Below are 21,523 nucleotides of genomic sequence, written 5' to 3'. Positions count from 1 at the left end.
GGCGACCTGCCTCAGTTTTTTTCGCGCAGTCCCATCAGCTCTTTGGTGTATGCCAGCCCGATGCTGTCGAACGCGCGAGGATAGTTCTTTAGCAGGACGATCACGTTATCTCGGTTGAACTCATCCGGCAGTGCCCAGCCTTCGACAATTTCCATGAGGTAATCGGCCTGCGGCTCAATAGCATCCTTTTTACCTTCAGCGGCCTTTTGCAGCTTCTCGTCCATGGAGCGCAGCTCTTCCAGCGTCTTATGGCGGAAAGTGAAGGTCAGCTTGCCGTCTTCGGCGCCAGCGCGTGGGATGCTGGCAGTAACGGAAAAAGTTGGGTTCGGGATCAGGGAGAATTTGGTCATTTGTTTATCTCGGTAAGGCCCGGATTACCGGGCCAGATTAATCAAGTAATGCTGACGGTGCATCCGGCAGAAGTGAGCGTCTTCCCTGCGGCGTCGGTAACTTCACAGGTATACACCCCAGCATCAGAAGACTGAGCGGACGGAATGTTGAGCGTGGATGCGGTTTTGCCCGGAATGGCTGTGCCGTCTTTCTTCCACACATAGGTGTACGGCGCGGAACCACCCTGCATGACCACCGACAGATCCAGAGCTGCATTAGCAGCAACAGACTTGGTTGCTGGCAGGTCAGTCAGGAACGCCAGAGGTGTAGCGGAGGAGTCAGCGATCGGGTAAATCTGCATATCCGATTCGAAGTTCATGCGCGCTTCATTACTTTCAACAGCGTTGATTTCAGTACGTGGTACACGCTGGAACGATACTTTGGCGGAGTAATAACGATCTGCTTTGCCGCGCGGATTATGGAACCAGACCGCCGTGGTGTCGCTGGAGTCATCCAGGTCGATAAGACGTTTATAAATCGCCAACTGCGGGTCATGCGCGAAGGTGTAGACCTGTACCACTGCGTTTTTGAAAGTCGGGATGGTACGGGCCTTATCATCCTCCAGGAACTGGACACTGATAGTCTGCTGGTCACCGCCCTCAGTGGACAGCGTCATGACCTGCGGCATGGTGATCCACGAGTCGACTTTACGCAGAGTACCCGCGCCGGTGCCAGCCGGGAATTTCTTGGTGTCGGTCGTATCGAAGGCTTCCAACACGATTTTATTGCTGGTCACGGACTTAATGCGCAGCACCATGTTATCGAGCTTCAGCCAGCCAGAGCTAACCTGGACGACATCGCCCGCGAGGATGCCAGCAGCCGAGGCAACGGTCAGTTCGCATTCCGTCGCGTTGGAGGCTGCAGTGAAGACAATCGGCGCAAGATAGGCCTTGGCCACGTTCACACGTGACCCGTTAGGGATTGCGAATGCCATTGCATTCTCCTGAATTGAGGTAATAAAAAACCCGCCGGATGGCGGGTCAGTAATCAGCGCGGTACTGCATGCTGACGGGGGTGGTATAGGTGATGGAACCACTACTGCCGTTGGGTGATGATGTGGGGCGATCCTGTATTGGTTGGCGCACCTGCGGCGGGCCATTGATATAAACGGTCAGGTCACCATCCACCAGCGGCAGCCCTTCGGGAAAAGCATCTGCGACAGACTTTGCCAGCCCTCTGGCCAGAGTCACACCGCTACCTGCTGGTGCAATGATATTGAGCTGGAGAATGCCCTGGTATGTACGCAACTGGCCTTCAAGGTCCTGCCCCACTGTTTGCGCAGGTAAGACATAAACGCGCCCGTAAGGGGCATCATCAGGCGGGGTAAAGGCGATGTTTGGCCAGGCGATCGGCAATCCGAGCGACTCAGCGATAATCGCCACCCGGCTCTCCAGCAATTCAGCAATTCGCATGGACTGGTCACCTGCCATTGCGCACCTCGTTCATTGCCTCGCGGAAGTATTGGGCTGCATCCAATACGGTCAACCCGACCATACCGCCGGGCGCCTGGTTTGAATGTCCGTTCTCCAGTGCCTGGGCATATGGCAGGTTGTTAGTGAAGTAAATCGTGCTCACTTGCCCTACTCTGAACACCTCAAGCACCGCCAGACCGCGGGAGTTTGAACCCTGCCCCGAAGCGTCCGGGGTATCGTTCGTCTCTGTTGGCTGGCTATCGAACCCGACATACCAGTTGTTCTTGAACCGACCACCGACATAACCCTCAGGCTTTTTGATATCCATCGAGTCGTTTACACGCAAACCGCGCTTAAGTCGTCCCGATTTGGTCAGGTTGGCAGGATCATCGCGAAGGGCAGCATTATGTTCACGCACTGCAGTGTTATAAACAGAGGCGGTTTGGTTCACTTGCCAGGTCTCCGGCTGCCCGACTGGTGACATCTCCACCAATCTACCCAGGATTTTGATACCCGTCCGGCGCACCGCCTCGTCAACCTCCTGCTTTGAGCCATCAACGAACAGCTGAATAGCAGCCAGGAACGGCTGATTTACGGAGCTGGTCATATCAGGTCCTTAGCTGGATGTTATAGGAGATCAACACGTCTGCCGGCTTAACCGGATTCGGCTGTACCACGCGCCACTTTTGGCCGTCGATATCAATGATGTCACCGATGCGCACCTCAGTTTCAAACGTGGCCGCCAGCTTCTTATCGCCTGTAGCAATCAGAGAGCCGTCGATTTCACGAGTGGAGTATTCAGTGATAACGCCGATAACGGTCGCGATAACAGGCTCGGTGGTAATCTCTTTCCCGTACTGATCGCGGGTGGTGGTACCGCCTCGGGTCAGTTGGTAGGATTTGCCGTTATTCTTCAGGAGCCGCGTTGCCGTAGCGCGCATGCGCCGATAGTCGATTGGCATATCACCCCCTTTCGATACGGATCTGATTGCCACCGACCACCAGCCCGCGCAGCGAGGAATAAAACCAGGGGAACGACGGCGCAGTCTTGTTCGTGCCCGGTTCGTACTGAACTGTCACAGCGCCCTCGACGCGCTCCATCGTCACTGCACCACCACCAGCTACCGACGGCGTGAGGTCAATCTCCTGCGACTCGATAGCCAGACGGCACTGCGTATCAACGAGGCGCTGCGGGATGGAGTCATCCGGCAGGTCAACGCCATCGAAGCGCACGCCAGAGCGAGGCCAGGACAGCGGCTGTGAAGCAACGCTGCGCTGCCCGCGCCATGACTTACCTTCCAGATAATCCATTGCCTGCATCAGCATCTGCCCGCACTCACCATCATCGGCAGGTACGGTATATCCGCGCCCCGCCGCGAACGCGCGCAGGTCAACAACGCTGGCGTAACTGTTGAAGTCAGGAGAATGGGGATCGGCAACCAGCATGGTTATTCCTCCAGACGCCAGTCCAGCGCCAGCCAGTTATCCACTTCAGCAGGGTGAACCTCAGCGCTTAGCGGACCGTTGGGAAACTCTGGAATATCACGCACCATGACAACCAGCTCAATACCAGGCTGTTCCTGCTGCTGTTCCTGCTGCTGTTCCTGCTGCTGTTCCTGCTGCTGTTCCTGCTGCTGTTCCTGCTGCTGTTCCTGCTGGGCAGGGTTATTATCAGCGGCCTGCTGAGCTGCAAGATTTTCCGCTTCACGCTGCGCACGCTGCTCTTTGGTTAATCCGGCCATCGGGCCTCCTGAATAACAAAGGGGCCGAAGCCCCCTGGGTTAACCCATGATGATGGTAGAGTGTTCAGGCTGAACGGAGGCCACACCCCACGCCACACCAACCTCGTAACGCACCTGACGGTACTGGCGGTACAGCGCGATCTGGAAGGTAATACCAGAGATCGGATCGGTTACGTTCATCACGTCGTCAGCGGTATCGCCGCCTTTTGGCATGGCCGGAGTACGGCAAGCCAGCAGGAATGCGTTACGGTCAAAGGCAACGTTTGGCACGAACTCGCTCAGCACAGTGACAGTTGCCTGATCTGCCAGATCCTGACGCAGGCCCGGTGCGCCGATGGTGATAGTCGAAGAGGTTGCCGCTACGACCATGTACTGGTTGTCATCGCCATCGAACTTCACTGCGGTCCCGGCAGCAATACCGCCAGTGCCAGCAGAGATAGCAATAATGATGTCGCCCTCTTTCTTCGCGCCGTTTACCTTATAACCCGCCGCAGTGCTTTTCGCGGTACGCTTGATGTTGGCAGATTCATGCAGGTTAAAACCCATCACACGGCCGATGATGCCTTCGCGCAGCAACTGATCGGTACCGGCTTCGTTTGCTTTGAACAGTACGGACTGCTTACCACGGATGGACGCCATCGCTTCGCCGCCCAGCACCATGCGAAGGTCAGTGGTAGGGGCGCCGTTATCGGTCAGAATTTGGCGAGCGTTCGCTGCATCAGACAGGTCGTCTTTGATGCTAAACGGGGTGTCTTTAGGCGTTCCGACGGCGCGGGAAGATTTGTAGGCCAGCGCTGCCAGGTCAGCATCCATTTCGTTGCTCAGCGCGCGGAAGGCCTGAGAGAACTGGTCAGCCAGGACAATGTCATAGGTACCTGATGGCCCGATAGCAAGCTGCTCTTCACCATTCCATTTGACTGGGGCCATTTTGGATTTGGTGATCTTGACGTCCACGGTACCGATGTTCTGATCGCCGTCGTTTGGCGCGATTGCCGCCGGGGTGATATCAACGGTGGTGGTTTTCGGTGCAACGGGCGCGGTCACGGTCTGGTCTTTTGCTGCGGCATCGGCCTTAGCGTTACGGGCCACCGCGGGGATAAAGCCCACCTGCTCGCGGGATACGCGATTAAGCGCGGTGAAGATGGTTGGGATGAGGCCAGTAAGGGTATTGGACATTCAGGTTTCCTTTCAATTAATCAACGATGCTCGTGCCGCCGCCAATTACCGTTTGTTGTTCAACTGGCGGTAAGGCGTCAAAAGCAGCGCGCTTCATGGTTTTTTGCCCGGCCTGATGCTGTGACTGGTGAGAACCACCACCGCTGTTGCCGGACGCTTTGAGGATGTAATCTTTCTGCGGATGCGACTCGACCAGAGACTCCAGGGCCTCATCAAAGCTGGCTAACTCGCCGGGCTTGGCGCGTGAGAACACCTTATTGCCCTGGCCGTCGTAGGCCACAACCTTCCCTTCTTCGATTTTGAAGTTCTGACCGAAGTAGGAACGAACGAACTCAGTCGGGATCGCCATCTTCTCGGAAATGAACTTAGAGCCACCAAAGCGGCCGCCGATCATCTCGTCGTAGAGTTGAGTTTCCAGCTGCTGGGTCTTGCCGTTCGCTTCGTCCAGCTGCTGTTGGAAAACTTTGGTGATCTCCGCCTTTACCTGGTCAACAGCACCAGCATCGATCAGTTTTTTCTGGTCGATTTTGGTCATCATTTCCAGAGCTTCGAGCGCCTTGGCCGGGTCGGTGATGCCAGAGAATTTCGCGAGATTGGCTACCGCCGCTTCCTTCGCTTCACGGTGAGTTTTTGCCTCGCCATTCAGAGAGGTGATTTTGGTCATCGCTGCGACCGCATCGAACGGGATTTCTTTGCCGTCATCATGGATGTACACAGGCATACCGTTTTCAACGACCACATTTCCGTTAGCATCAAGTTTCAGTTTCATTGTTTTTGCTCCAGCCTTCCGGCCATACGTAAAGGGTCATCCGACCCGGGCACCGCGTCGCATCCGCTTAGCGGCAGGCATAAAAAAAGGCCGCCGAAGCGACCTATTTGTTCTTTTGCTCCCTCATGAAGCGCCACATTTCGTAGATACTTCGCGAGGATATGATTATTGCCGCCAGCCCCAATGCAATCGAGACCAAGCCAACCATTATCTGAGGCATGATCACCCCTTAAACGCCGCCGTATCCACCCGGCGCAGTTCGTCCAGGGTCAGGTACTCCCCGGCATCGTTGAACATCTCCGGTACGGTGATTTTGCCGTCACGCAGCATCTGCGCGCGAGTAACGCCCAGCACCTGCTCCTGCCGCGCGTATGGCTGCCTGGCGAGCCAGTCGGCATAGCTGGTATGCGCTGGCACCTGCCCATCCATCGACGCGCGCGTGGCGGTGCTCAGCTCATCACGGGGGATCATTAGCTCTTCCCATGACTTTGTGATCAGGATTTCGCCGGAGCGGCAGCAGAAGTGAATTTTGCCGGGGCCGCGCAGATACGGCACCACATGCCCCAGCGGCTTGCCGTCGAGGGTGTAGAGCTTGCGGTCGCGGATGATGCACCACTGACTGGTATGCGTGTCCAGCGTGGATGACCACTGCTTGGCTTTGACGATATCGCTATTGCTTTGGGCGAACTCCTGTCGCGCCGTGGCTGCCATATGGTTCACCGCGGTGCGGGTTACCACCGCCAGGTCGCGCCGGGATGAGTTGATAACCCCATCTTCACGGTTAAGCTTTGGCGTGCCGGCGACCCGTCGGACAATCTGCTCTACCGTTTCGCCCTGTAGGAAGCCGGAGCGCACAGCATTGGTGATTTTGTCCAGACGGTCGGCTTCAAGCTTCTGGCCCCACTCCTTCAGTAATCGCCCCTGGAACGGCTGCGCTGCTGCTGCTGCGTAGACCTGCTCAGGTGCAATGCTTTGCAGCGGAACGTGTTTAAGGATCTGCTGCGGGATGATGCTGCTGTACAGGTCCAGTTGATACCCGGCCTCATATTCAACGTAGCGCGTCAGTTCGCGTGCCAGCGCCGCGTTAACCGGTTCGTAGGCCTGCTGATTCAGGTCACGGACACCAGCCAGCAGCGATGCCAGGCGACGGGCGCTGTAGGTATCAGCCCGTTTGCCGTCCAGAAGCACCAGCAGTTTGAAAGCTAGGTCAGTATCCATTCTGTTCAGCAACGCGACCATTCGCCGGGCAACGCCAGTACCGTAGCGCGTCACATAAAGGCCATGCGCTATGGTCTCGTCCTGAAGGCGGTCATTGACAGAGCGGACCATGCTATACCTCGTCTAACGTTCTGGTATCCAGAGACGATGATTCAGCCAGCAATTCGTCCAGGACCTTCTCCGGATCTGCATCGGCATCAATCAGGTTGAGTTTTTGCAGGGATTTAATCGCATCTATGCGGCGAAGGTCACCGCCCTGACGTAGCGACTGAATGGCCAGTGCAGCAGGAGGATTGAACTCTTTCGACTCGACATCCAGCTCGGTGCGGACATCGACGTTACCACCTTCGGATTCACCGATGTACTCAGCCATAATCTGCAGGATATTGTCGATCGCATCCTCTAGGCTGGTTGCCATGGTGTAGAGCGGTGACTGCTCCTGCATCTTCTCTTCTGAGGTCTGGTCAACAGACTTGGTTGAGGTGTTGTCAGTGCGCAGCAGTTTCGCGCCTGCCTGGCGCATCTGCTCCACCAGGTCGGTTAGCGACTCTTTACCGGCACTAATTGAGGTTCCAGTATGCTCGACATATTCCAATCCCTGTTTCTGTCGATCGGAGAACTGAGTTGCAGACGAAGAGCCAATTACCAGTTCCTGCCCATCCTCTAGCCCGAATACCGTGAGCAGAGGGACGCGCGCGACGTGCAGAATGTTGTCCTGCTCGCTCTGGCTCTGCCAGTGCTTCACATTCAACAGCGCCATGTTCAACAGCGGCGGAGAACCGCACATAAACCCAGTGCGCTTGGTGTAGAGCGTAACCAGGGTAATATCCCTGCGGGATGTTTGCCATTCCTCGTGCAGCGTCCAGTTCGCCTGGCCGTCGGCACCGGTGGCCTTGCGGTAAATCTGCACCTGCCCGGGCGTCAGCAGTCGAATCTGCTCGACCTTTGTTTGCCCGAAATCATCGCCGTCTTCGACTACCACCTCTTTGATGCGCAGTTCGGTGAGCACCACCTTGCCGCCGGTTATCTTTGACTTCCAGCCGATCACCTGACGGGGATTTAGCATGGTGACGTACGGCCGCGCGCCGATAGCCTTTTCATCCGCCTTGGTCTTCACCTTTTCGGCGTCCACCCGGGGATAATCCACCAGAGCGTGCGAAAGGCCATACTGCATTGCCAGGCTGAAGAACGCCTGCGACCAGACATCGAGGCGACTGCCTTCCAGGTCAACGTTCTTCGAGAACTCGCGCAGCGCATCCGGGACGTTCTCGCCCAGTTGGATCGGCTCAGCGAATACGCGGCCAACGTTCTGGTTGATGGTCTCTTCGTAGGCAGGAAGAAGCGTGGCCACAGCCAGGCGCTTTTTGTAATCCTCTTTGTCCTCTTTTGGCCAGCGCGGCAGATAAGCCTCACCAAGCTGGCGCATGTACAGCGTGCCGCCCATCAGGGCGTCGTTGATGTCCCACGCCTGCACCATGTTCCCATAGTCCAGATTGGGGGTTGAAATATCAGGCATGGGTTTAGAGCCTCAGGCTGGTGACTTTGCCGACTTTCTTCGGCGGTGAATGTAGGACGGCATAGCGCGTGCCATCCCAATCGTGATCTTCCTGCTGTGTGTCTACATCGTCAGGGTTCTTACTGTCGCGAACGAGAACCGGAACACGGCTAATCCAGCCCCGGCAGTAGTCAAACACGTAGAATGCTGGTTTCTCTGGCATACCTGATTCCAGCTTCTTGCCCTCAATGACGGCCTCCAGCATGTCAGCAAACAGTGCCGCGCCGTTCACGCGTGAACCCGGCTTCTTGTTGGATGGCACCCATTTAACGCCCTGGGATTCCATTTTCTGGGCAATAGATAATTCGTCATCACCGGTGTTGTAGATAGCCCCGTCAGCAGGTCCGGGAACAACCTTCTTGCAGATACCGGGCATGATGTTCAGCTGCCCCTGCGTCACCCCGTTGAGTTTTATCTCCTCAGGCTCAGCAAGCTCCTCTCCCACCAGACGCTTATCAATCCACGCCACGCCCTTAGCAACGTTGGTGGATGACATATTCAGCCCTTTGTTCAGCTCATCAGGCGGGCAGCCGTACCACTCGCCAATGAGGATCAGCGACCCGGCAGGCGGGCAGAACTGGCGACCATCAGGCAGCTCAGCGGTGGTGCCGTCAGCCCGCGCCCACCAGAGGTTGGAGAACGGCTTCGATTCTCCCCAGTCATGAGAGCGGTCAACCGTCCAGCTATCGGGAATGCGGAACGGCTTAATCACGTGATGCGAGGCATTCCACAGATGGTCAAAGCGACCACCGCTGGTGACATCCCATGAACCCTCTACCCAGGCTTTGCGCCGGTTAGGGTCTTTGATTGCCATCAGCGTCGCGATGTACTGCGGATCCAGATACGGGTTCTCTTTGAACGAACCGTGGATAGCGACACGCGTCAGCGTCACGTCCTCTTCTCGCTCGGTCTGAGGGTTAAACACCTTCTGCGTTTCGCGAATGATGGTGCCGCGCGGCGCAGGCTCAATGAAGCGCTTCTTAACCCATGTGTGGCCGATGCCAAACGGGTTTGTGGTGCTGAATGTCTCCAGTGGAATCGGCTTCAGCAGTGAGCCATCATCCCTCGGGTAGTTCTCGGGCCGAAAAGATGATCGCCGGCAGGAGAACATCATCTCGTAGAACTCACCCGACTGCTGCTTGGTCAGCTCGTTAAACCCGATAAACGGGAACTCCTGGCCGTGGTAATCCCAGTAGTCGCCCTCTTCTTTCCCGAAGCGGAACAGCAACTCCTCACCAGTCGGCCACACCCAGCGTAGTTCAGATGCGGATGCAAGATAGCGCGCACCGTCGTTAAACAGGCGGTACATACGCTTTGACTGGGTGATGATGTCAGTGAGGTTTTTATACTCGGTATCGAATATCACGCCACGCCAGAACGAGCCATAGCCCAGACCGACCAGGCGACGGAAGCGCGCCAACTGCGCGGCGGTTTTACCCGGTCCACGAGTACCCTCGTACAGAATTTCGTTACACGGGCAACTCAGGGAGAGCGATTGCGATCCCGGCAAAGGTTTCCAGACGGCTTTGTAATTCATCCACCAAGAACCTCGCTCTGTTGCTTCTGTGCTGCTACTTCCCAGCTATCCACATTGTCGCTGGTTGGTACCAGCATTACGTTGTGAGTGACGTCCTTAGCAGGCTCTTTCTCGCCAATGTCATATGCCTGGCGCTCAAGGCCGACAAGGTTTTTCATCGCATCACTCAACGCTTTCACTGCTTTGACTCGTTCCGGCATGCTGATAATTGAGTGGTAAATCTCGTTGAGCTTATCGCGTCCATTCTCGTCCGGCTCAAGCATCAGCTCGCCCAGCTTACGAAGAGAAGCTACGTCCGCACACTCAGCGCCCAACTCATCAAACAGAGCATTGGTGATCTCCCTGGCTCGCCGTATGTCACCGCGATGCTCCATGCGCACCGTAGCAATCACCTCGGCAGTGGCCTCGATTAGTACGCGCTCAGAAAGTACCGTTTCGCTGCGTACCTGTTTGCGTACCTCGGCTTTGCGTACCAGATCGTCTGCACGCTCTTTCACCTTCGCATTGAGGTCACGAGACCATTCATCACGTTTGGCACGCTTACGGATAGCGCCTTCGCTGATGCCGTTCTGCGATGCAATCTCACGGAGGGACATCACTCCGGCCCGGTAAGCCGATTCGATAGCCTCCCAGTCCGGCTTGCTCATTAGACATTCCTTTTTAGAGATTGTGACGACTGAAAATAAAGTGAAAAAATCATTCGATTAGAGTTAAGTTATCTAATCACTTTGCCGATACCTCAATCAACCACACTCTACAGGGTAAAACTGATGTTAGGACTTTATGGCGGAGCTACCGGTTTAGTTATTGAATTAGCGGCACGAAAGGCTATTGAAGCCTTTAGTAAAAAATCGACTGATAGCGCACAGACTTCAGCCCAACTATCTGATGAAGCCCAAAAGGCGGAACTTCAGTCGTTAGTTTTTCAATCTCAGGCAAAAGTCCAACAAGAACTCGCTATAGCAAGAAGAATTCTCGCGGCTGAAGAAGTTGAAATTGAAGAGTTCTATGATGGCTCCGCATCGGCTGAATTAGGCGCAAAAGCTTCAACTGAGAAAGTGTCACTTGGGCTCAATGGTGAGGGAAGAAAAATCACTAAGCGTGTCATTAAATTCAAGGGGTTCAATAACCAGGTTGAGCATATTTTACAAGAAATCGATAAGAGCACGTCTGAGATTATAGATACACAGCAACAATGAAAAGTTGGTAACGATGCTCAATATTGCCATTACGATAGTTCTGCCCATGGTGATGGCAATAAAAAACCGCCCGTAGGCGGTTATATTCAGCAGGTCGCATGTTATCTGTGAATGACAAACAGTGATTTGCATTGAGGGCAGAGCAACGGTAGTTCTTGCCGTACTTTTGTGGACGGGTGGTTCGAGTTATGGCCGCATATCGGGCAAGCCACTGTTGTTTTGGTCGCCGCTTCAACGCGTTTAAGTGCGTAATCGAAGAATGACATATTTTTAACCCCTCTAAGAATGAGGTCTATCATACCACGATTGATTATTTTTTAATCTAAAATAGCCACAACTTAGCACTTAATCACCGAGTTAATAAACTGCTATCGGTTGGTTGTTTGCAGTTCGCCTGCCACGATTTGTTATGCGCCAGGATGTCGCGCTTCGTCTGGCGGTCCATCACTTCGATGTCGTGCTCAGTAAGGCGAATCGCGCTCACCCAGTCACATCCTGTATCGATGACCTCAACCTTTGCGGGTCCAGTTTGCGCGCAGCTCCCGATCAACATCGTCATCAGGCATATGGCTAACAGTCTGCTGTACATTGCTGGCCTCTCTGGTTGCTTCGACGCGGCGTTCGGCGGCTGCTTTGGTGGCGGCAGCGTTCTCGTCGGTGCGCTGTTTATCCACTTTGGCTTCGGCCTTTTCGCGACCACGCATGCTGCCCAGGCCAAAGGCACCGAGCACCATAAGGATTGCGAAGCCGATAGCAGCCAGAATAGCTTTCAGTTTCGTCATAGGCTCACGCGCTCCCGTACCCAGCCATACACGAATGACTCGTTAGCCGGGCGCTGCTCTGCCAGCTCGAGATAGCGCTGCCCTTGGCTGCAATTCAGTGCACGGAGCAATACTGATTCCCCTTCACTACCGCGTTTCGCCAGGAAGGACTTCAACGCGCTGATGCTGCGCGGGCCAATCTGACCATCGTCAATAAGGTCTGGGTAAAGCTTCTGCTGGTCGTTGAAGACATTCAGCCAGCGCTGGAACCACTTCACTTGCACTGATGGCCCCATGTTCACGCCGGTGTCGCACAGTTCGGCGGCGATGGCCGGCGACACGGTAGCTACCTGATCGAAGCGGGGACCATACCAGTAATCAGCCTCGAGTATTTCGAGAGCTTGCTGACGCGTCAGGTTAAGCATATCACCGGTAAAGCCATGGGCGCGTGCCGTTGCCTGAGTGATTCCCCAGTTCGTCGGGCCGCCTTTGTCGTTCGGGTGATTAACGTAGCCACCCTCTTTGCCGAGAATGCTGTTGAAGATATCGTCTTTGGTCATCAGTCAGCCCTTACGACTTTTGCCAGATTGCCTTTAGCTCGCCAGACAGCAATGCATATGGCCAGGTTGAGGAATAATTCACCCGGGTCCACGTTGCTGTAATGGCCGAGAAGAATACGGAAAGCGGTGAAGCCTGCCGACAGGATCAGGAAGTAAGCCATCCAGGCATAACCCGGGCGGTGCCTGCGTCCTGTCTTACTGAAGAACATCAGACGAAACACGATCGCCATGCAGATAATCGCGTTTGCATCCACGATGACGGAATGCCATGTCATTTCCCTTCCTCCTCCAGCCCGGGCATCTTGCCGTTGCGCGACTTGGCAACAACTCGAAGCAGGACTGCGACGGAAACGGAAGCAGCTACAAGCGCACCAACATTCGGTGAGACTTCGATACTGACCGGCGGCTGCAACAGGCCAAGGGCCGTATTGATGACCCCGGCGATTATCTTGGCCATGGGAACTGAGAAGAACACGCCCCCCATGAATGAGATGACCGCGAAGAGCATCTGTTTCCAGAGTTGATGAGGCTCTGAGGTCAGCACATACATTGCCGCTCCGGCCAGCGCACATAACATTACGCCAGGCGTCGCCTCCGGGAACATAGTGGCGAAAGTGATCCCTACCGTAGCGGAGGTCACCCCACTGGCAATTGTGATTGGCTCAGACATAGTTATTCCGTGTGTAGAGGGTCAGGCTTCACGGGCTGGATTTATCAACAAAGCACGTAGCGGATGATTCCCGGAAGCCTGAAATAAAAAAGCCCCAGCGGGTGCCAACAGTCGATTCAATACCGGGATATTTATCCACGCCCGGCACGTGGTTTCCCTGCTTTCCACAGACAAAGGAAATTGCTAAATTGGTCATTCCACAGACAATTAGGGAATGACCATGGATGTAGGATTACTTATCGCGTCCCTTAAAAACGGGATCGGTGCGCTTTCTGCTGTGCAAAGTAACGAGGTCCTGCGCGAGCGCATCGCTTTCATTGGAGAGCAGATCGACGTACTTCAAAAAGCCCATGCTGCCACCATAGCAGAACTTGCCGAGGCGAAAGCCAAGAACGTAGAACTTGAGAAGGAAATAGCGGCTTATCGGGCAAAGGATGAGTTTGTCGAGCACATGGGTGCGGCCTTTAGAAAAAATCCCGCGGGTGGGTATATCAGCGCGGTTTATTGCCCCAACTGTCTTAAACAGGTCGGTAGCGGGTTCGATAACTTTCCTTACCATTGCGGCTCCTGCGGCTGGACTTCAAGATTTGAAGGAAGGGAGATTGATAGCGTAATGAAAACCCTCCCTTAATGTTAAGGCGAGGGTAGCGCCTCGCCGTTACCTCCAGAAACGCAAAAGCCCCACGGTGTTATCCGCGGGGCTTGAAACGAAGGCATTAACCCATCGTTGGGATAAAATTAACACAGATTCGGGAAAAGTAAATAGCTGGAATTAACTTCCATAGCCGTTATCGTGTTATTTGTTTCAGTTGGTTTTCTGCCCATGCCTCTTCAATATCGAATTTCGTAATCAGCTGATCATAGAACGGTTTAACGGACTTCTTCCACGTATCCAGGCTGATTACATCCGTAATCTGGCAAACAGCTGCGTGGGCCTCAGTTGAAGGAATGCGTTCATATCCACGCCCGCCGCAGCGCTTGCAGTCAGTCATAACCGGCACACCCTGTTTCTTCGTTTCCTTCTGGTCTACGGCTTTCCCACGTCCCCGGCAATCATTGCAGGCACAACTGACAACCTTCTTCCCCTTGCAGTTCGAGCACAGCACTCGAACCACCTCTCGAACCTGTCGTTTAACCTCGAAATCACTCGGTGACTGACCAAGCTCTTTCGCCCATTGAGGAATCCTCATTGAATAATGAGATTTCATTGTGAACACGTCGGCCTCAATAAATCCCTGCCCGCTGCAACAATCACACTGCTTAACGCTCGCAGCGCTGCGGGAGTAATCTTCAAAAGCGAAGGTGGCCAACTGGTGCATCACCTTAGGCTTAACCCCGGAATCCAACTTACGCAGTGCGGCAACCTTGTCACATTTGGTCATCGCATACTCAGCCAGCAGTCCGATCGCCCGCTCCCGGTCGTTATTGCTTATGCCCATCTTGCCGAGGAAAGCACTGTACCCCATGGCAGCGCGTTCCTGAGTCATGCCCATTGCCGCCATGATGTCGGTGCAAGTCAGTGAATCAGAGGCGGTAGCACGCGGAGAATCGCTAATCAGAGTGGATTTTGCAAAGTGGTATTTCACTGTGTTTTCGAGGTTCATAGCGCTTCTCCAGCATAAGTTTTCACGTAATTCTTCAGTATTCGGTAGTCCGTCAGCACAGAACCGGGAAAGTGGTATAAGCGCAATCGCTGCCAGCGAACGCGAAGGATTTCAATCAGTTCTGGTGTCATGCTGCCTCCCTGCTCTTAATTAACTCTCGACGCAATGCGCTGTAATGCTTCCTGATGGATTCGAGTTCTTCGATGGTGTATCGGTGTGGAACGTTGTTGTTTTCGAGAGCCTCAACGCGCTCAGACCCGATTTTCTCGATAAGGCCAAGGCGGTACTGCTGCTGATTGCCCGACAACTGCACGTTACAGTGGTGGCACTGTTTACTGATATTGTCTTCGTGATAGCGTAGATGTGACGCTTTCCCACGTGAGCGGTAATGCCCGGCTTCCCACTGGACGGTTTCGAACGTCCCGCAACTGATGCATGGCAAATAATGGTCACGCTCGCGAATATAGTCATTGACTACACGCTGCGTTAAATCCTCCCAGTGCTTCAGCGGCTTAACTGCAGCTTTACGCTGGCGCCAGGCTGCACGTTCTTTCTTTTCAGTGACGCGCTGCTTGGCAGACTCCTTACGCTGTGCATCTTCCCGCGCTTTTCTCGTCTGCTCTTTGCCAACAGCGCTGGCGCATTCGTAACCACAGACGGTCTGCGTATCACGCACCGGATGGAACCACTGGCGGCATTCTTTGTTGGCGCACTTACGGCGCGGTAACTTAGCCATGCTCACCCCCACGCCTTGTTTTGCCAGACGCGGCTTGGGCGCGGTGCCTTCTCGCTTTCCGGCAACTGCACGCTGACAGTCCAGGTGATATTGTCGCGGTTCAGACGGCGCTCGACTTTGACGCCGCGGCGCTGGTAGTTCGCCACCAGCTCGTCGGCATGCTCGGTTGTGCATTCGTGATGGTGAAACCAGGAATATTTCATGGCCATCACCCCGCAAAGCTCATGAGCTGCGCTGCGGCGTTTTCCGCTTCACGCTGGTCCTTGAATGCCCGGGACAATACCCAGCGCCACAGAACATCGAGTGCGGCTTTGTACAGTTGCTGGAACTCGGTTTCGTCCATGTTGGCGAAGGCAATACTGCGGGGATGTTTGCGAAGTGTTCCGTCAGGAAGCTGAATAGCGTCATAGTGGCCAGACTCGACAATCACCCAGGCGCGATAAGCATCATAGGATTTACAGATGCTGATGCTACCTGCGCGCTTATCAGCGATACGGTCCAGATACTGTTCGGCAGCATCCAAAAGAGCGCCTTCGTTTCCACCAAATGCCGCGAGGAATTTAGCATAACCATTTACGAGCTTACGCTCATTGCTGGATATCGCCCCGCCAGTAGGTTCCCAGTATTCAAACCCGAGATTCAGGAGCGCAAAGAAACGGCGATGGAATGCGGGATTCCTCACCTGACGAAATTCGGCTACCAGCACGGCGCCGAGTTTGATTTTTGATTGCAGAATATCGCTGGTCTCCGGCGTAGCGGGGATCAGGATTCCTGATGATTGCTTAATGAGTTGTAGTTCGTGCGCCATGGTACTCTCCGTGGCGCATCAAGTTGTCAGTTGTTCAGGCTGACACTGACATTATGTACAGTTGATAATGGAAAATCAATGCAAGAAAAAACCCGCCGTAGCGGGTTTAATCTTGATGGTGAGTGCTATTTATTGATAACTATTTCTGGCAAACCTTCTTGGACTTGCTGATAGAGCCATCATTACAAACAAATTTTTCACCCGAACAATGCGATATTCCGCCTTTCTTACCTGAGCATGGCTTGTTTGCTGCCGTTGCTGTCAGTGAAAAAAGTGACACCAATAAAACAACAAGAACTTTCTTCATATCCCTATTCCCATCAGTAAAAGTAAGTGAATCGTAGCAGGGATCGATGAAGCGAAAAAGAAAACCCGCCGTAGCGGGTTGAATTAGCGATGTTTTATTACGCCGCTATTTGTTTCTGCTGACAAAGCTCCGGCAAATTAGCACGCACCAGCGCCTCAGCAAATGGCGGCGGAACAGCATTACCACATCGCGCAACCTGCTTGTCCTTAGCATACTTCTTACCCCGATAGTCCTGGTCGATGATGTACCACTCAGGGAATCCCTGAGCGCGGTATAGCTCGTGCGGTTGCAGCATACGCATGCCAATATCAACTATGCGGTAAGTTATGCCGTCAACTGTCACCAGCCCGTCGCAATCCTCGCCGCAGTATTCTCGCAGAAACTCAAGCGTCTGCTGCGCGCGATATTCGTCGTATTCATCGACAGCAAGAGTGGTTTTTACCTCCCCTACGTGCAGCCCGCCCGCCGTCACCGTTGGCATTGGCTCGCTGGTTGGCTGCCCGTCCCGGCAGGTACCGCGCAGTTTTACCAGGTGAGAGGTGATTGCAGCATGATGATTTCCTGTCGTTACAGTATGAGCCGGATTGTCCAGTGTGCCGCCGGGATGTCCTGTGTTATTGACCATCAAATGCGCAGCGACAACTGCGTGGTGATCGACCGTGGTAACTGAATGAACAGGCTCATCTAAACCGACGCCCGGTCCCGAGTAGTTACCGCCGTAATGCTTCGCCAGGAACGCGCTCACCGTCGCGAATTTATTCCCACCTGCAGTAACGGTACCCAGCGGGTTATCCAGTCGCAACACACGCGGTTCTTGCCCGGGACGTTCACCATATCCCATCTGAATCAGCGTAGGCGTCACCAGTTGAGATTTACCGCCACCACCAGCTGTGATGGTTGCGCTCGGTTCGTCTGCCCGGTGTCCGACGCTGGCACCGAACTGACGGCCAACAAATGGTGCAATGGCAGCCTCAACAATCCCAAGTGCATGCCCATTCCCGCCCGGGCGTTTTGATGTACCAGCAGTTACCGTCGGTACCGGTTCGGTAACGGGCAGCCCGGTTGCGCCGGTACGGAACTTTGTCAGGTGTGGAACGGCTAACGCATAGCCATGGGTTTTGGTAATGGTCTGCAAAGGCTCACTCAGTGCCTGTCCACGGAAACAGTCGTATTTCCCTTTGGTCGTAGTGTGGTTGCATTTCACGATGAACGGCGATGCACTGTCGATAACAAAGCGCTGTATGCCGCGCGCGATGCGCTTCAGGGTATTTTCTGCCAGCGGCTTTTTGCGCCCGAATATCGATGGGGCCGGAATTGACCAGTCGATACACTCCGCAGCTGTACGCCATGGCGCCAGCCTGCCAGCCTGAACCGCAGGTGATTTCGGATCCCCATGCGTTGGTTCCGGCCACACAATCGGCTTCCCATCGCGGCGCATGACCATGAAGAAACGTTTTCTGATTGTCGGTGCGCCGTAGTCGCAGGCGCGCAGTTCGCGATACTCAACGACATAGCCCAGACCTTTAACCAGTCGAGCTGCATCCTCACTATCAAGTGAAATATTCAAAAACTCGCAGCATTCTGCCAGCGCCGGATGGTTAGCCGGGATGCCTGTTGTCAGCATGCCGATGAATGCCTCGAAAGTTTCGCCTGCGCGGTCCGGGTCCGGTCGCATTTCACCGGCCAGTAATGGCCCCCACGTTTTAAACTCTTCGACGTTCTCCAGTTTCATGACCCGCGGCTCAACATCCAGCCCCCAGCGCAATACTACCCAAGCCAGTCCACGGATCGCTTTCTCGACAGGTTTAGCGCCTTTAGCTTTAGAAAAATGGCGGCAATCTGGAGAAAACCACGCCAGCGCCACCGGACGGCCTGCGGTAGCTACCTTTGGTCGAACCTCATACACGGACTCGCAATAGTGCAATGTATCAGGGTGGTTCGTTGTATGCATCGCCACGGCGTTCTCGTCGTGGTTAATAGCAATATCAACGCTGCGGCCGATCGCCATTTCAATACCGGTTGATGCGCCACCGCCACCAGCAAAGTTATCAACGATGATTTCTCTCACTCGTATTTCTCCATAGCGATGGCCAGTGACCGGGCCGCAGCGATAATCGACGGTACCGGCATTTTCTCCAGCCACATCCGGTTGATGTGATGCTTCAGACGGCGCTGGTGATGTGCCGGGAGATCTCCGGCACTTTCAATCTGGCTATATACCATTCCTACTTCGGCAGGCCAGACAGTTTCCTCAACATTCACCAGCAGCAGGTTTTCCAGCTCAATTATCCGGTTCGTGGCATATTGCAGTAGCTGATCCATCACTTCGTCTCCCGCCATGCCCGCTTATTACATCTCGGGAAGCGTTCTAGCCTCCATATCCAAATCATCCACAACATCTTATTAAATTCAGGTAGTGCCCGATAATCATCAGCACTCATTTCGAGGGCCTTGAATCGCCACTTTGCCACCTTGACCACCCGCCACAGCATCACCATACAAAACAGAGTGCAAACAACAAGGAAACCGAAAAAAAGATAAGTACTCACCTCACTCCTCCTGCTGCGGTGCTGCTGGCAGTGGCATCCAATGGGTTACCAATATGTGCTCTATACAGCATGCGGCGGCCACATCTACTCTGTCGAAAAACAGCCCTGAATGCTCATCAAAGAACGATACAAAGCAATGCCCCATCCTGTTCCTGGTTAGAACCTCCTGCTCGTCTTCCGGCATCCGCTCGCTGCACTTAATCCAGCCATCCTGAATCACCGGAGAGTTGCCATCGGATAATGGCATATCCGGCCCCTTGCGTATCGCCTTTGACAATTCGATAGGGTCATCGTAAAGCCAGTCGCCAGTTTCCGGATGATTTGCTTTTGCCAGTTGTGCTGCCCATTCCAGCCCGTCTTTGTGCCCTTGCAGGTAGTCCAGCGGTAATTCATCGCAATTACTTGCAGGTTCGGCACCCTGAAGCATGGCGGCGCGGCAAGCGTTCCAGCCCTCCCACATCCTAACGAAATCATGGGCTAACCATGCGGAATATGCCGTTACTGCATATCCGGTACCGCAGCGGGTGACATGCTTCGGCATTTTGAATGTTCGCTCGAATGCATCTCGCGGATCTTCATCCGGCACTACCGGCGCTCTCGGCTTGCCCTGGCTATCTGACGGCGCTAACGGAGCGTTTCTCAGTACAGTGGCCAGCATTTCAATATCTACTGGTGTAGGCTCAGCACCAAATGCCGCAATAGCCCCATCAATCACCTTCACAGCATCAGCCATTGCGTAGCCGAGATTACCGCCGTCGCTTTGTGCTGCTGCTTTGCTGAGTATTTCGCGTATCTGGTGCAGGCGCTCGAGCGATACATGACCGTTCGCCGGGTGGTTGTTAGTTGTCATGCTGCATACTCCTGTTTGCGCTGCGCTACCGGGTTAATCCAGAGGCATTCGGTGCGTACTTTCGTACCTCGCCCTGCGCTGATTCGTGATGTTTTTTCTGTCTTACACCAGCCAGTTAGCATGTCGTTATAAACCTCAGTGTCATACCCACTTATCATCACCATGCCTGTCATCGTTCTGGCCACAGCGAGCAATTGTTCATGGCCTTCAACGGTCATTTCGTGGTTGTAATAGCGATTACCCTGTACTCGCGTTTCCGGCACATATGGCGGGTCGATATAATGGAGCGTTGTCTCTGCGTCATGGGCTCGCATCACCGCCAGTGCGTCTTTATTCTCGATAATGACACCCTGCAAGCGCTGACATATCGCGGCCAAATTTGCCGGATAACGTTCCCACAGGTGCGAGGCAGTAGCGTATTTGCGCTTGCTGTCACTACGGAACCCTGACTGAACTCCGATACCAGCAGCAGAACCAAAACCCATACAAGCACGCACAACCATTCGGCGGGCACGTTCTACCGGATCGGATGTTGCCTCTCTCGCAGCGCAAAATTCATCGCGGGAATATGGCGTCAATGCGCAGGTATCCTGCAGGTTTTGGTTCAGTTCCGGGTCACGCAGGACGCGGAACAGGTTTACCACCTCACCATCAAGATCGTTATAAACCTCTGCATAGCTGCGTGGCTTTTGCAGTAGCACTCCTGCGGCGCCGCCGAATGGCTCTACATAGCAAACATGCTCTGGCATCTGATCGATAATCCATGGTGCCAGGCGGAACTTACCACCGTGATAACGAATTGCGGGATGTTTGATCGGCTCCTGTTTGTTGAGTGCTGTCATTGGGCTGCCTCCTGGCGAATTTTGTCTGCAAAGTTATACGCGTCCTGACCATATGGAGAATCATGGCCGCCCCACTCGATGGCAAATAGCTCCACACCCTGCGCCCGCACTTCAGCCAGGAAAGCGTCGGTGGCTGGGCTTTTGACGTCGCACATGAACTCAAGCGCATCGTTTCCATCAAGGTTGCAGAATTCCCACGCGGAATAATAGAACTCGATGCCAGGCCAGGTTGCTAGCCTATTCATTTTGTCATTCAGCCCCCCATTCTCCGTCGCCAGCTCCCTGCACTTGCTCTCGGCGTTAGCGAGCTGTACTACCATGTCTGTGACTTCGGCTTCAAGTTTTTCAGCATATTCAATCAGGAGATCGATTCTTTCCGGCGTTACGGTTTTAACGTATTTGCAAATCGATGACGCATAATTATCATCCTGGAGTGTGCCAGCCAGGCCATTACAAAATTTGCGGTTCCCTTTTGTCGCCTTGATATCGGCGATGATTTTTTTAACATCTGGTTTCATGCTGATGCTCTCCCGTAAAACGCCAGTACACGCTGCATAGCCGGACTTGTGCGGCATACGGATGTGACCATGTTTTTTCTCACTTTCGATTTGAGTTGCTTGATATTCTGCTCGCCACCGGGCTGAAGCGAATAGACCGGGCGATGCGGCTCGCCAGTGCGGATTACTACCGTTTTGCGTACCAGGTGAAGCAGCAGGTTGTGTGCCTTCTTGCAGTCGCATCCCAGCAGTCTCTGAACCTGACGCGGCGTTACGGTCTGGTTAACCTGAAGAAAATCGACAATTGCCCACAGTGATTTGCTTGCCATAGTGATTTGCCC

33 protein-coding genes are annotated in these 21,523 nt (G+C 54.2%); 2 read left to right on the top strand and 31 right to left on the bottom strand.

Features of this window, described 5'->3' with window-relative positions; translation table 11 throughout:
• Nucleotides 1-11 precede the first annotated feature (11 nt).
• The 13 genes from OGY37_RS17860 to OGY37_RS17800 form a co-directional block, all read right to left on the bottom strand.
• Complete coding sequence (locus OGY37_RS17860) at nt 12-350, bottom strand: phage tail assembly chaperone (protein WP_065944825.1); 339 nt, start codon at nt 348-350, stop codon at nt 12-14.
• Nucleotides 351-391: 41 nt separating this feature from the next.
• Nucleotides 392-1,324 (bottom strand): phage tail tube protein, encoded by a 933-nt coding sequence (locus OGY37_RS17855; RefSeq protein ID WP_286621422.1) that lies wholly within the window; start codon nt 1,322-1,324, stop codon nt 392-394.
• A gap of 46 nt (nt 1,325-1,370) precedes the next feature.
• Complete coding sequence (locus tag OGY37_RS17850) at nt 1,371-1,802, bottom strand: DUF4128 domain-containing protein (RefSeq protein ID WP_286621420.1); 432 nt, start codon at nt 1,800-1,802, stop codon at nt 1,371-1,373.
• A 7-nt stretch (nt 1,803-1,809) separates the two neighbouring features.
• Nucleotides 1,810-2,409 carry a hypothetical protein gene (locus tag OGY37_RS17845; protein ID WP_286621418.1) on the bottom strand — a complete coding sequence of 200 codons (600 nt, stop codon included), beginning with the start codon at nt 2,407-2,409 and terminating at the stop codon, nt 1,810-1,812.
• A 1-nt stretch (nt 2,410) separates the two neighbouring features.
• Nucleotides 2,411-2,764, bottom strand: coding sequence for a hypothetical protein (locus OGY37_RS17840; RefSeq protein WP_286621415.1), 354 nt, complete (start codon nt 2,762-2,764; stop codon nt 2,411-2,413).
• Between the two features lies 1 nt (nt 2,765).
• Nucleotides 2,766-3,248 (bottom strand): DnaT-like ssDNA-binding protein, encoded by a 483-nt coding sequence (locus OGY37_RS17835; protein WP_181640970.1) that lies wholly within the window; start codon nt 3,246-3,248, stop codon nt 2,766-2,768.
• A gap of 2 nt (nt 3,249-3,250) precedes the next feature.
• Nucleotides 3,251-3,544, bottom strand: coding sequence for a hypothetical protein (locus OGY37_RS17830; RefSeq protein ID WP_286621413.1), 294 nt, complete (start codon nt 3,542-3,544; stop codon nt 3,251-3,253).
• 39 nt (nt 3,545-3,583) lie between these two features.
• Entirely contained in the window at nt 3,584-4,720 is a 1,137-nt protein-coding gene (locus OGY37_RS17825; RefSeq protein ID WP_207367740.1) for a major capsid protein, read from the bottom strand.
• A gap of 16 nt (nt 4,721-4,736) precedes the next feature.
• Nucleotides 4,737-5,489: a DUF6651 domain-containing protein gene (locus tag OGY37_RS17820; RefSeq protein ID WP_286621410.1), complete on the bottom strand. Its 753-nt coding sequence runs from the start codon at nt 5,487-5,489 to the stop codon at nt 4,737-4,739.
• A 222-nt stretch (nt 5,490-5,711) separates the two neighbouring features.
• Nucleotides 5,712-6,818 (bottom strand): structural protein, encoded by a 1,107-nt coding sequence (locus tag OGY37_RS17815; RefSeq protein ID WP_286621408.1) that lies wholly within the window; start codon nt 6,816-6,818, stop codon nt 5,712-5,714.
• Between the two features lies 1 nt (nt 6,819).
• Nucleotides 6,820-8,223, bottom strand: a complete 1,404-nt coding sequence (locus OGY37_RS17810; RefSeq protein ID WP_086539039.1) for a DUF4055 domain-containing protein — start codon at nt 8,221-8,223, stop codon at nt 6,820-6,822.
• 4 nt (nt 8,224-8,227) lie between these two features.
• A complete protein-coding gene (locus tag OGY37_RS17805; protein ID WP_047416709.1) occupies nt 8,228-9,799 on the bottom strand; it encodes a terminase large subunit domain-containing protein in 1,572 nt (523 codons plus the stop codon).
• Nucleotides 9,796-10,446 (bottom strand): hypothetical protein, encoded by a 651-nt coding sequence (locus tag OGY37_RS17800; RefSeq protein ID WP_071687788.1) that lies wholly within the window; start codon nt 10,444-10,446, stop codon nt 9,796-9,798. Before OGY37_RS17800 ends, OGY37_RS17805 begins: the two co-directional genes overlap by 4 nt.
• A 123-nt stretch (nt 10,447-10,569) precedes the next feature.
• On the opposite strand from OGY37_RS17800, the gene OGY37_RS17795 reads away from it, so the two are divergent.
• Nucleotides 10,570-10,998 (top strand): hypothetical protein, encoded by a 429-nt coding sequence (locus tag OGY37_RS17795; protein ID WP_049041738.1) that lies wholly within the window; start codon nt 10,570-10,572, stop codon nt 10,996-10,998.
• Between the two features lie 101 nt (nt 10,999-11,099).
• Here the strand turns inward: OGY37_RS17795 and OGY37_RS17790 are convergent, their stop codons facing one another.
• From OGY37_RS17790 to OGY37_RS17765, 6 genes are all read right to left on the bottom strand, one after another.
• Entirely contained in the window at nt 11,100-11,264 is a 165-nt protein-coding gene (locus OGY37_RS17790) for a YnfU family zinc-binding protein (protein ID WP_213079379.1), read from the bottom strand.
• An 83-nt stretch (nt 11,265-11,347) separates the two neighbouring features.
• Entirely contained in the window at nt 11,348-11,551 is a 204-nt protein-coding gene (locus tag OGY37_RS17785) for a hypothetical protein (RefSeq protein WP_049041740.1), read from the bottom strand.
• A complete protein-coding gene (locus OGY37_RS17780) occupies nt 11,508-11,780 on the bottom strand; it encodes a hypothetical protein (RefSeq protein WP_286621403.1) in 273 nt (90 codons plus the stop codon). Before OGY37_RS17780 ends, OGY37_RS17785 begins: the two co-directional genes overlap by 44 nt.
• Nucleotides 11,777-12,319, bottom strand: a complete 543-nt coding sequence (locus tag OGY37_RS17775) for a glycoside hydrolase family 108 protein (protein ID WP_071687786.1) — start codon at nt 12,317-12,319, stop codon at nt 11,777-11,779. Before OGY37_RS17775 ends, OGY37_RS17780 begins: the two co-directional genes overlap by 4 nt.
• Nucleotides 12,319-12,594, bottom strand: a complete 276-nt coding sequence (locus tag OGY37_RS17770) for a phage holin family protein (RefSeq protein WP_071687785.1) — start codon at nt 12,592-12,594, stop codon at nt 12,319-12,321. The genes OGY37_RS17775 and OGY37_RS17770 overlap by 1 nt, the downstream gene beginning before the upstream one ends.
• Nucleotides 12,591-12,989 carry a putative holin gene (locus tag OGY37_RS17765; RefSeq protein WP_001294160.1) on the bottom strand — a complete coding sequence of 133 codons (399 nt, stop codon included), beginning with the start codon at nt 12,987-12,989 and terminating at the stop codon, nt 12,591-12,593. Before OGY37_RS17765 ends, OGY37_RS17770 begins: the two co-directional genes overlap by 4 nt.
• Before the next feature lie 220 nt (nt 12,990-13,209).
• On the opposite strand from OGY37_RS17765, the gene OGY37_RS17760 reads away from it, so the two are divergent.
• Nucleotides 13,210-13,620: a coiled-coil domain-containing protein gene (locus OGY37_RS17760; protein ID WP_032934886.1), complete on the top strand. Its 411-nt coding sequence runs from the start codon at nt 13,210-13,212 to the stop codon at nt 13,618-13,620.
• A 157-nt stretch (nt 13,621-13,777) separates the two neighbouring features.
• Here OGY37_RS17760 and OGY37_RS17755 read toward each other — a convergent pair whose 3' ends face one another.
• The 12 genes from OGY37_RS17755 to OGY37_RS17700 form a co-directional block, all read right to left on the bottom strand.
• Nucleotides 13,778-14,593 carry an antitermination protein gene (locus OGY37_RS17755; protein WP_073464673.1) on the bottom strand — a complete coding sequence of 272 codons (816 nt, stop codon included), beginning with the start codon at nt 14,591-14,593 and terminating at the stop codon, nt 13,778-13,780.
• Nucleotides 14,590-14,724: a YlcG family protein gene (locus OGY37_RS17750; RefSeq protein ID WP_008322465.1), complete on the bottom strand. Its 135-nt coding sequence runs from the start codon at nt 14,722-14,724 to the stop codon at nt 14,590-14,592. The genes OGY37_RS17755 and OGY37_RS17750 overlap by 4 nt, the downstream gene beginning before the upstream one ends.
• Nucleotides 14,721-15,329 (bottom strand): recombination protein NinG, encoded by a 609-nt coding sequence (locus OGY37_RS17745; protein ID WP_286621398.1) that lies wholly within the window; start codon nt 15,327-15,329, stop codon nt 14,721-14,723. The genes OGY37_RS17750 and OGY37_RS17745 overlap by 4 nt, the downstream gene beginning before the upstream one ends.
• Nucleotides 15,330-15,331: 2 nt before the next feature.
• The gene (locus OGY37_RS17740) at nt 15,332-15,538 is read right to left on the bottom strand and encodes a hypothetical protein (protein WP_286621396.1); all 207 of its coding nucleotides are present in this window, start codon (nt 15,536-15,538) and stop codon (nt 15,332-15,334) included.
• Complete coding sequence (locus tag OGY37_RS17735; RefSeq protein WP_286621395.1) at nt 15,538-16,137, bottom strand: DUF1367 family protein; 600 nt, start codon at nt 16,135-16,137, stop codon at nt 15,538-15,540. The genes OGY37_RS17740 and OGY37_RS17735 overlap by 1 nt, the downstream gene beginning before the upstream one ends.
• 139 nt (nt 16,138-16,276) lie before the next feature.
• On the bottom strand, nt 16,277-16,444 hold the full coding sequence (locus OGY37_RS17730) for a YdcA family protein (protein WP_071524449.1): 168 nt from the start codon (nt 16,442-16,444) through the stop codon (nt 16,277-16,279).
• 97 nt (nt 16,445-16,541) lie between these two features.
• The gene (locus OGY37_RS17725; protein WP_200057369.1) at nt 16,542-18,512 is read right to left on the bottom strand and encodes a DNA cytosine methyltransferase; all 1,971 of its coding nucleotides are present in this window, start codon (nt 18,510-18,512) and stop codon (nt 16,542-16,544) included.
• The gene (locus tag OGY37_RS17720; RefSeq protein ID WP_019076548.1) at nt 18,509-18,766 is read right to left on the bottom strand and encodes a hypothetical protein; all 258 of its coding nucleotides are present in this window, start codon (nt 18,764-18,766) and stop codon (nt 18,509-18,511) included. The genes OGY37_RS17725 and OGY37_RS17720 overlap by 4 nt, the downstream gene beginning before the upstream one ends.
• Nucleotides 18,767-18,994: 228 nt before the next feature.
• Nucleotides 18,995-19,843 (bottom strand): DUF551 domain-containing protein, encoded by an 849-nt coding sequence (locus OGY37_RS17715; protein WP_286621393.1) that lies wholly within the window; start codon nt 19,841-19,843, stop codon nt 18,995-18,997.
• Entirely contained in the window at nt 19,840-20,685 is an 846-nt protein-coding gene (locus tag OGY37_RS17710) for a DNA adenine methylase (protein WP_286621391.1), read from the bottom strand. Before OGY37_RS17710 ends, OGY37_RS17715 begins: the two co-directional genes overlap by 4 nt.
• On the bottom strand, nt 20,682-21,203 hold the full coding sequence (locus OGY37_RS17705) for a hypothetical protein (protein ID WP_286621389.1): 522 nt from the start codon (nt 21,201-21,203) through the stop codon (nt 20,682-20,684). Before OGY37_RS17705 ends, OGY37_RS17710 begins: the two co-directional genes overlap by 4 nt.
• Nucleotides 21,200-21,511, bottom strand: a complete 312-nt coding sequence (locus OGY37_RS17700; RefSeq protein WP_071684485.1) for a hypothetical protein — start codon at nt 21,509-21,511, stop codon at nt 21,200-21,202. Before OGY37_RS17700 ends, OGY37_RS17705 begins: the two co-directional genes overlap by 4 nt.
• Nucleotides 21,512-21,523 lie beyond the last annotated feature (12 nt).

Origin of the sequence: Citrobacter sp. Cpo030, from assembly GCF_030333005.1 — a bacterium.
GTDB classification, from domain to species: Bacteria; Pseudomonadota; Gammaproteobacteria; order Enterobacterales; family Enterobacteriaceae; genus Citrobacter; species Citrobacter portucalensis.
The sequence above is the reverse complement of the archived record's forward strand: the minus strand, read 5'-3'. Positions and strand labels throughout refer to the sequence as shown.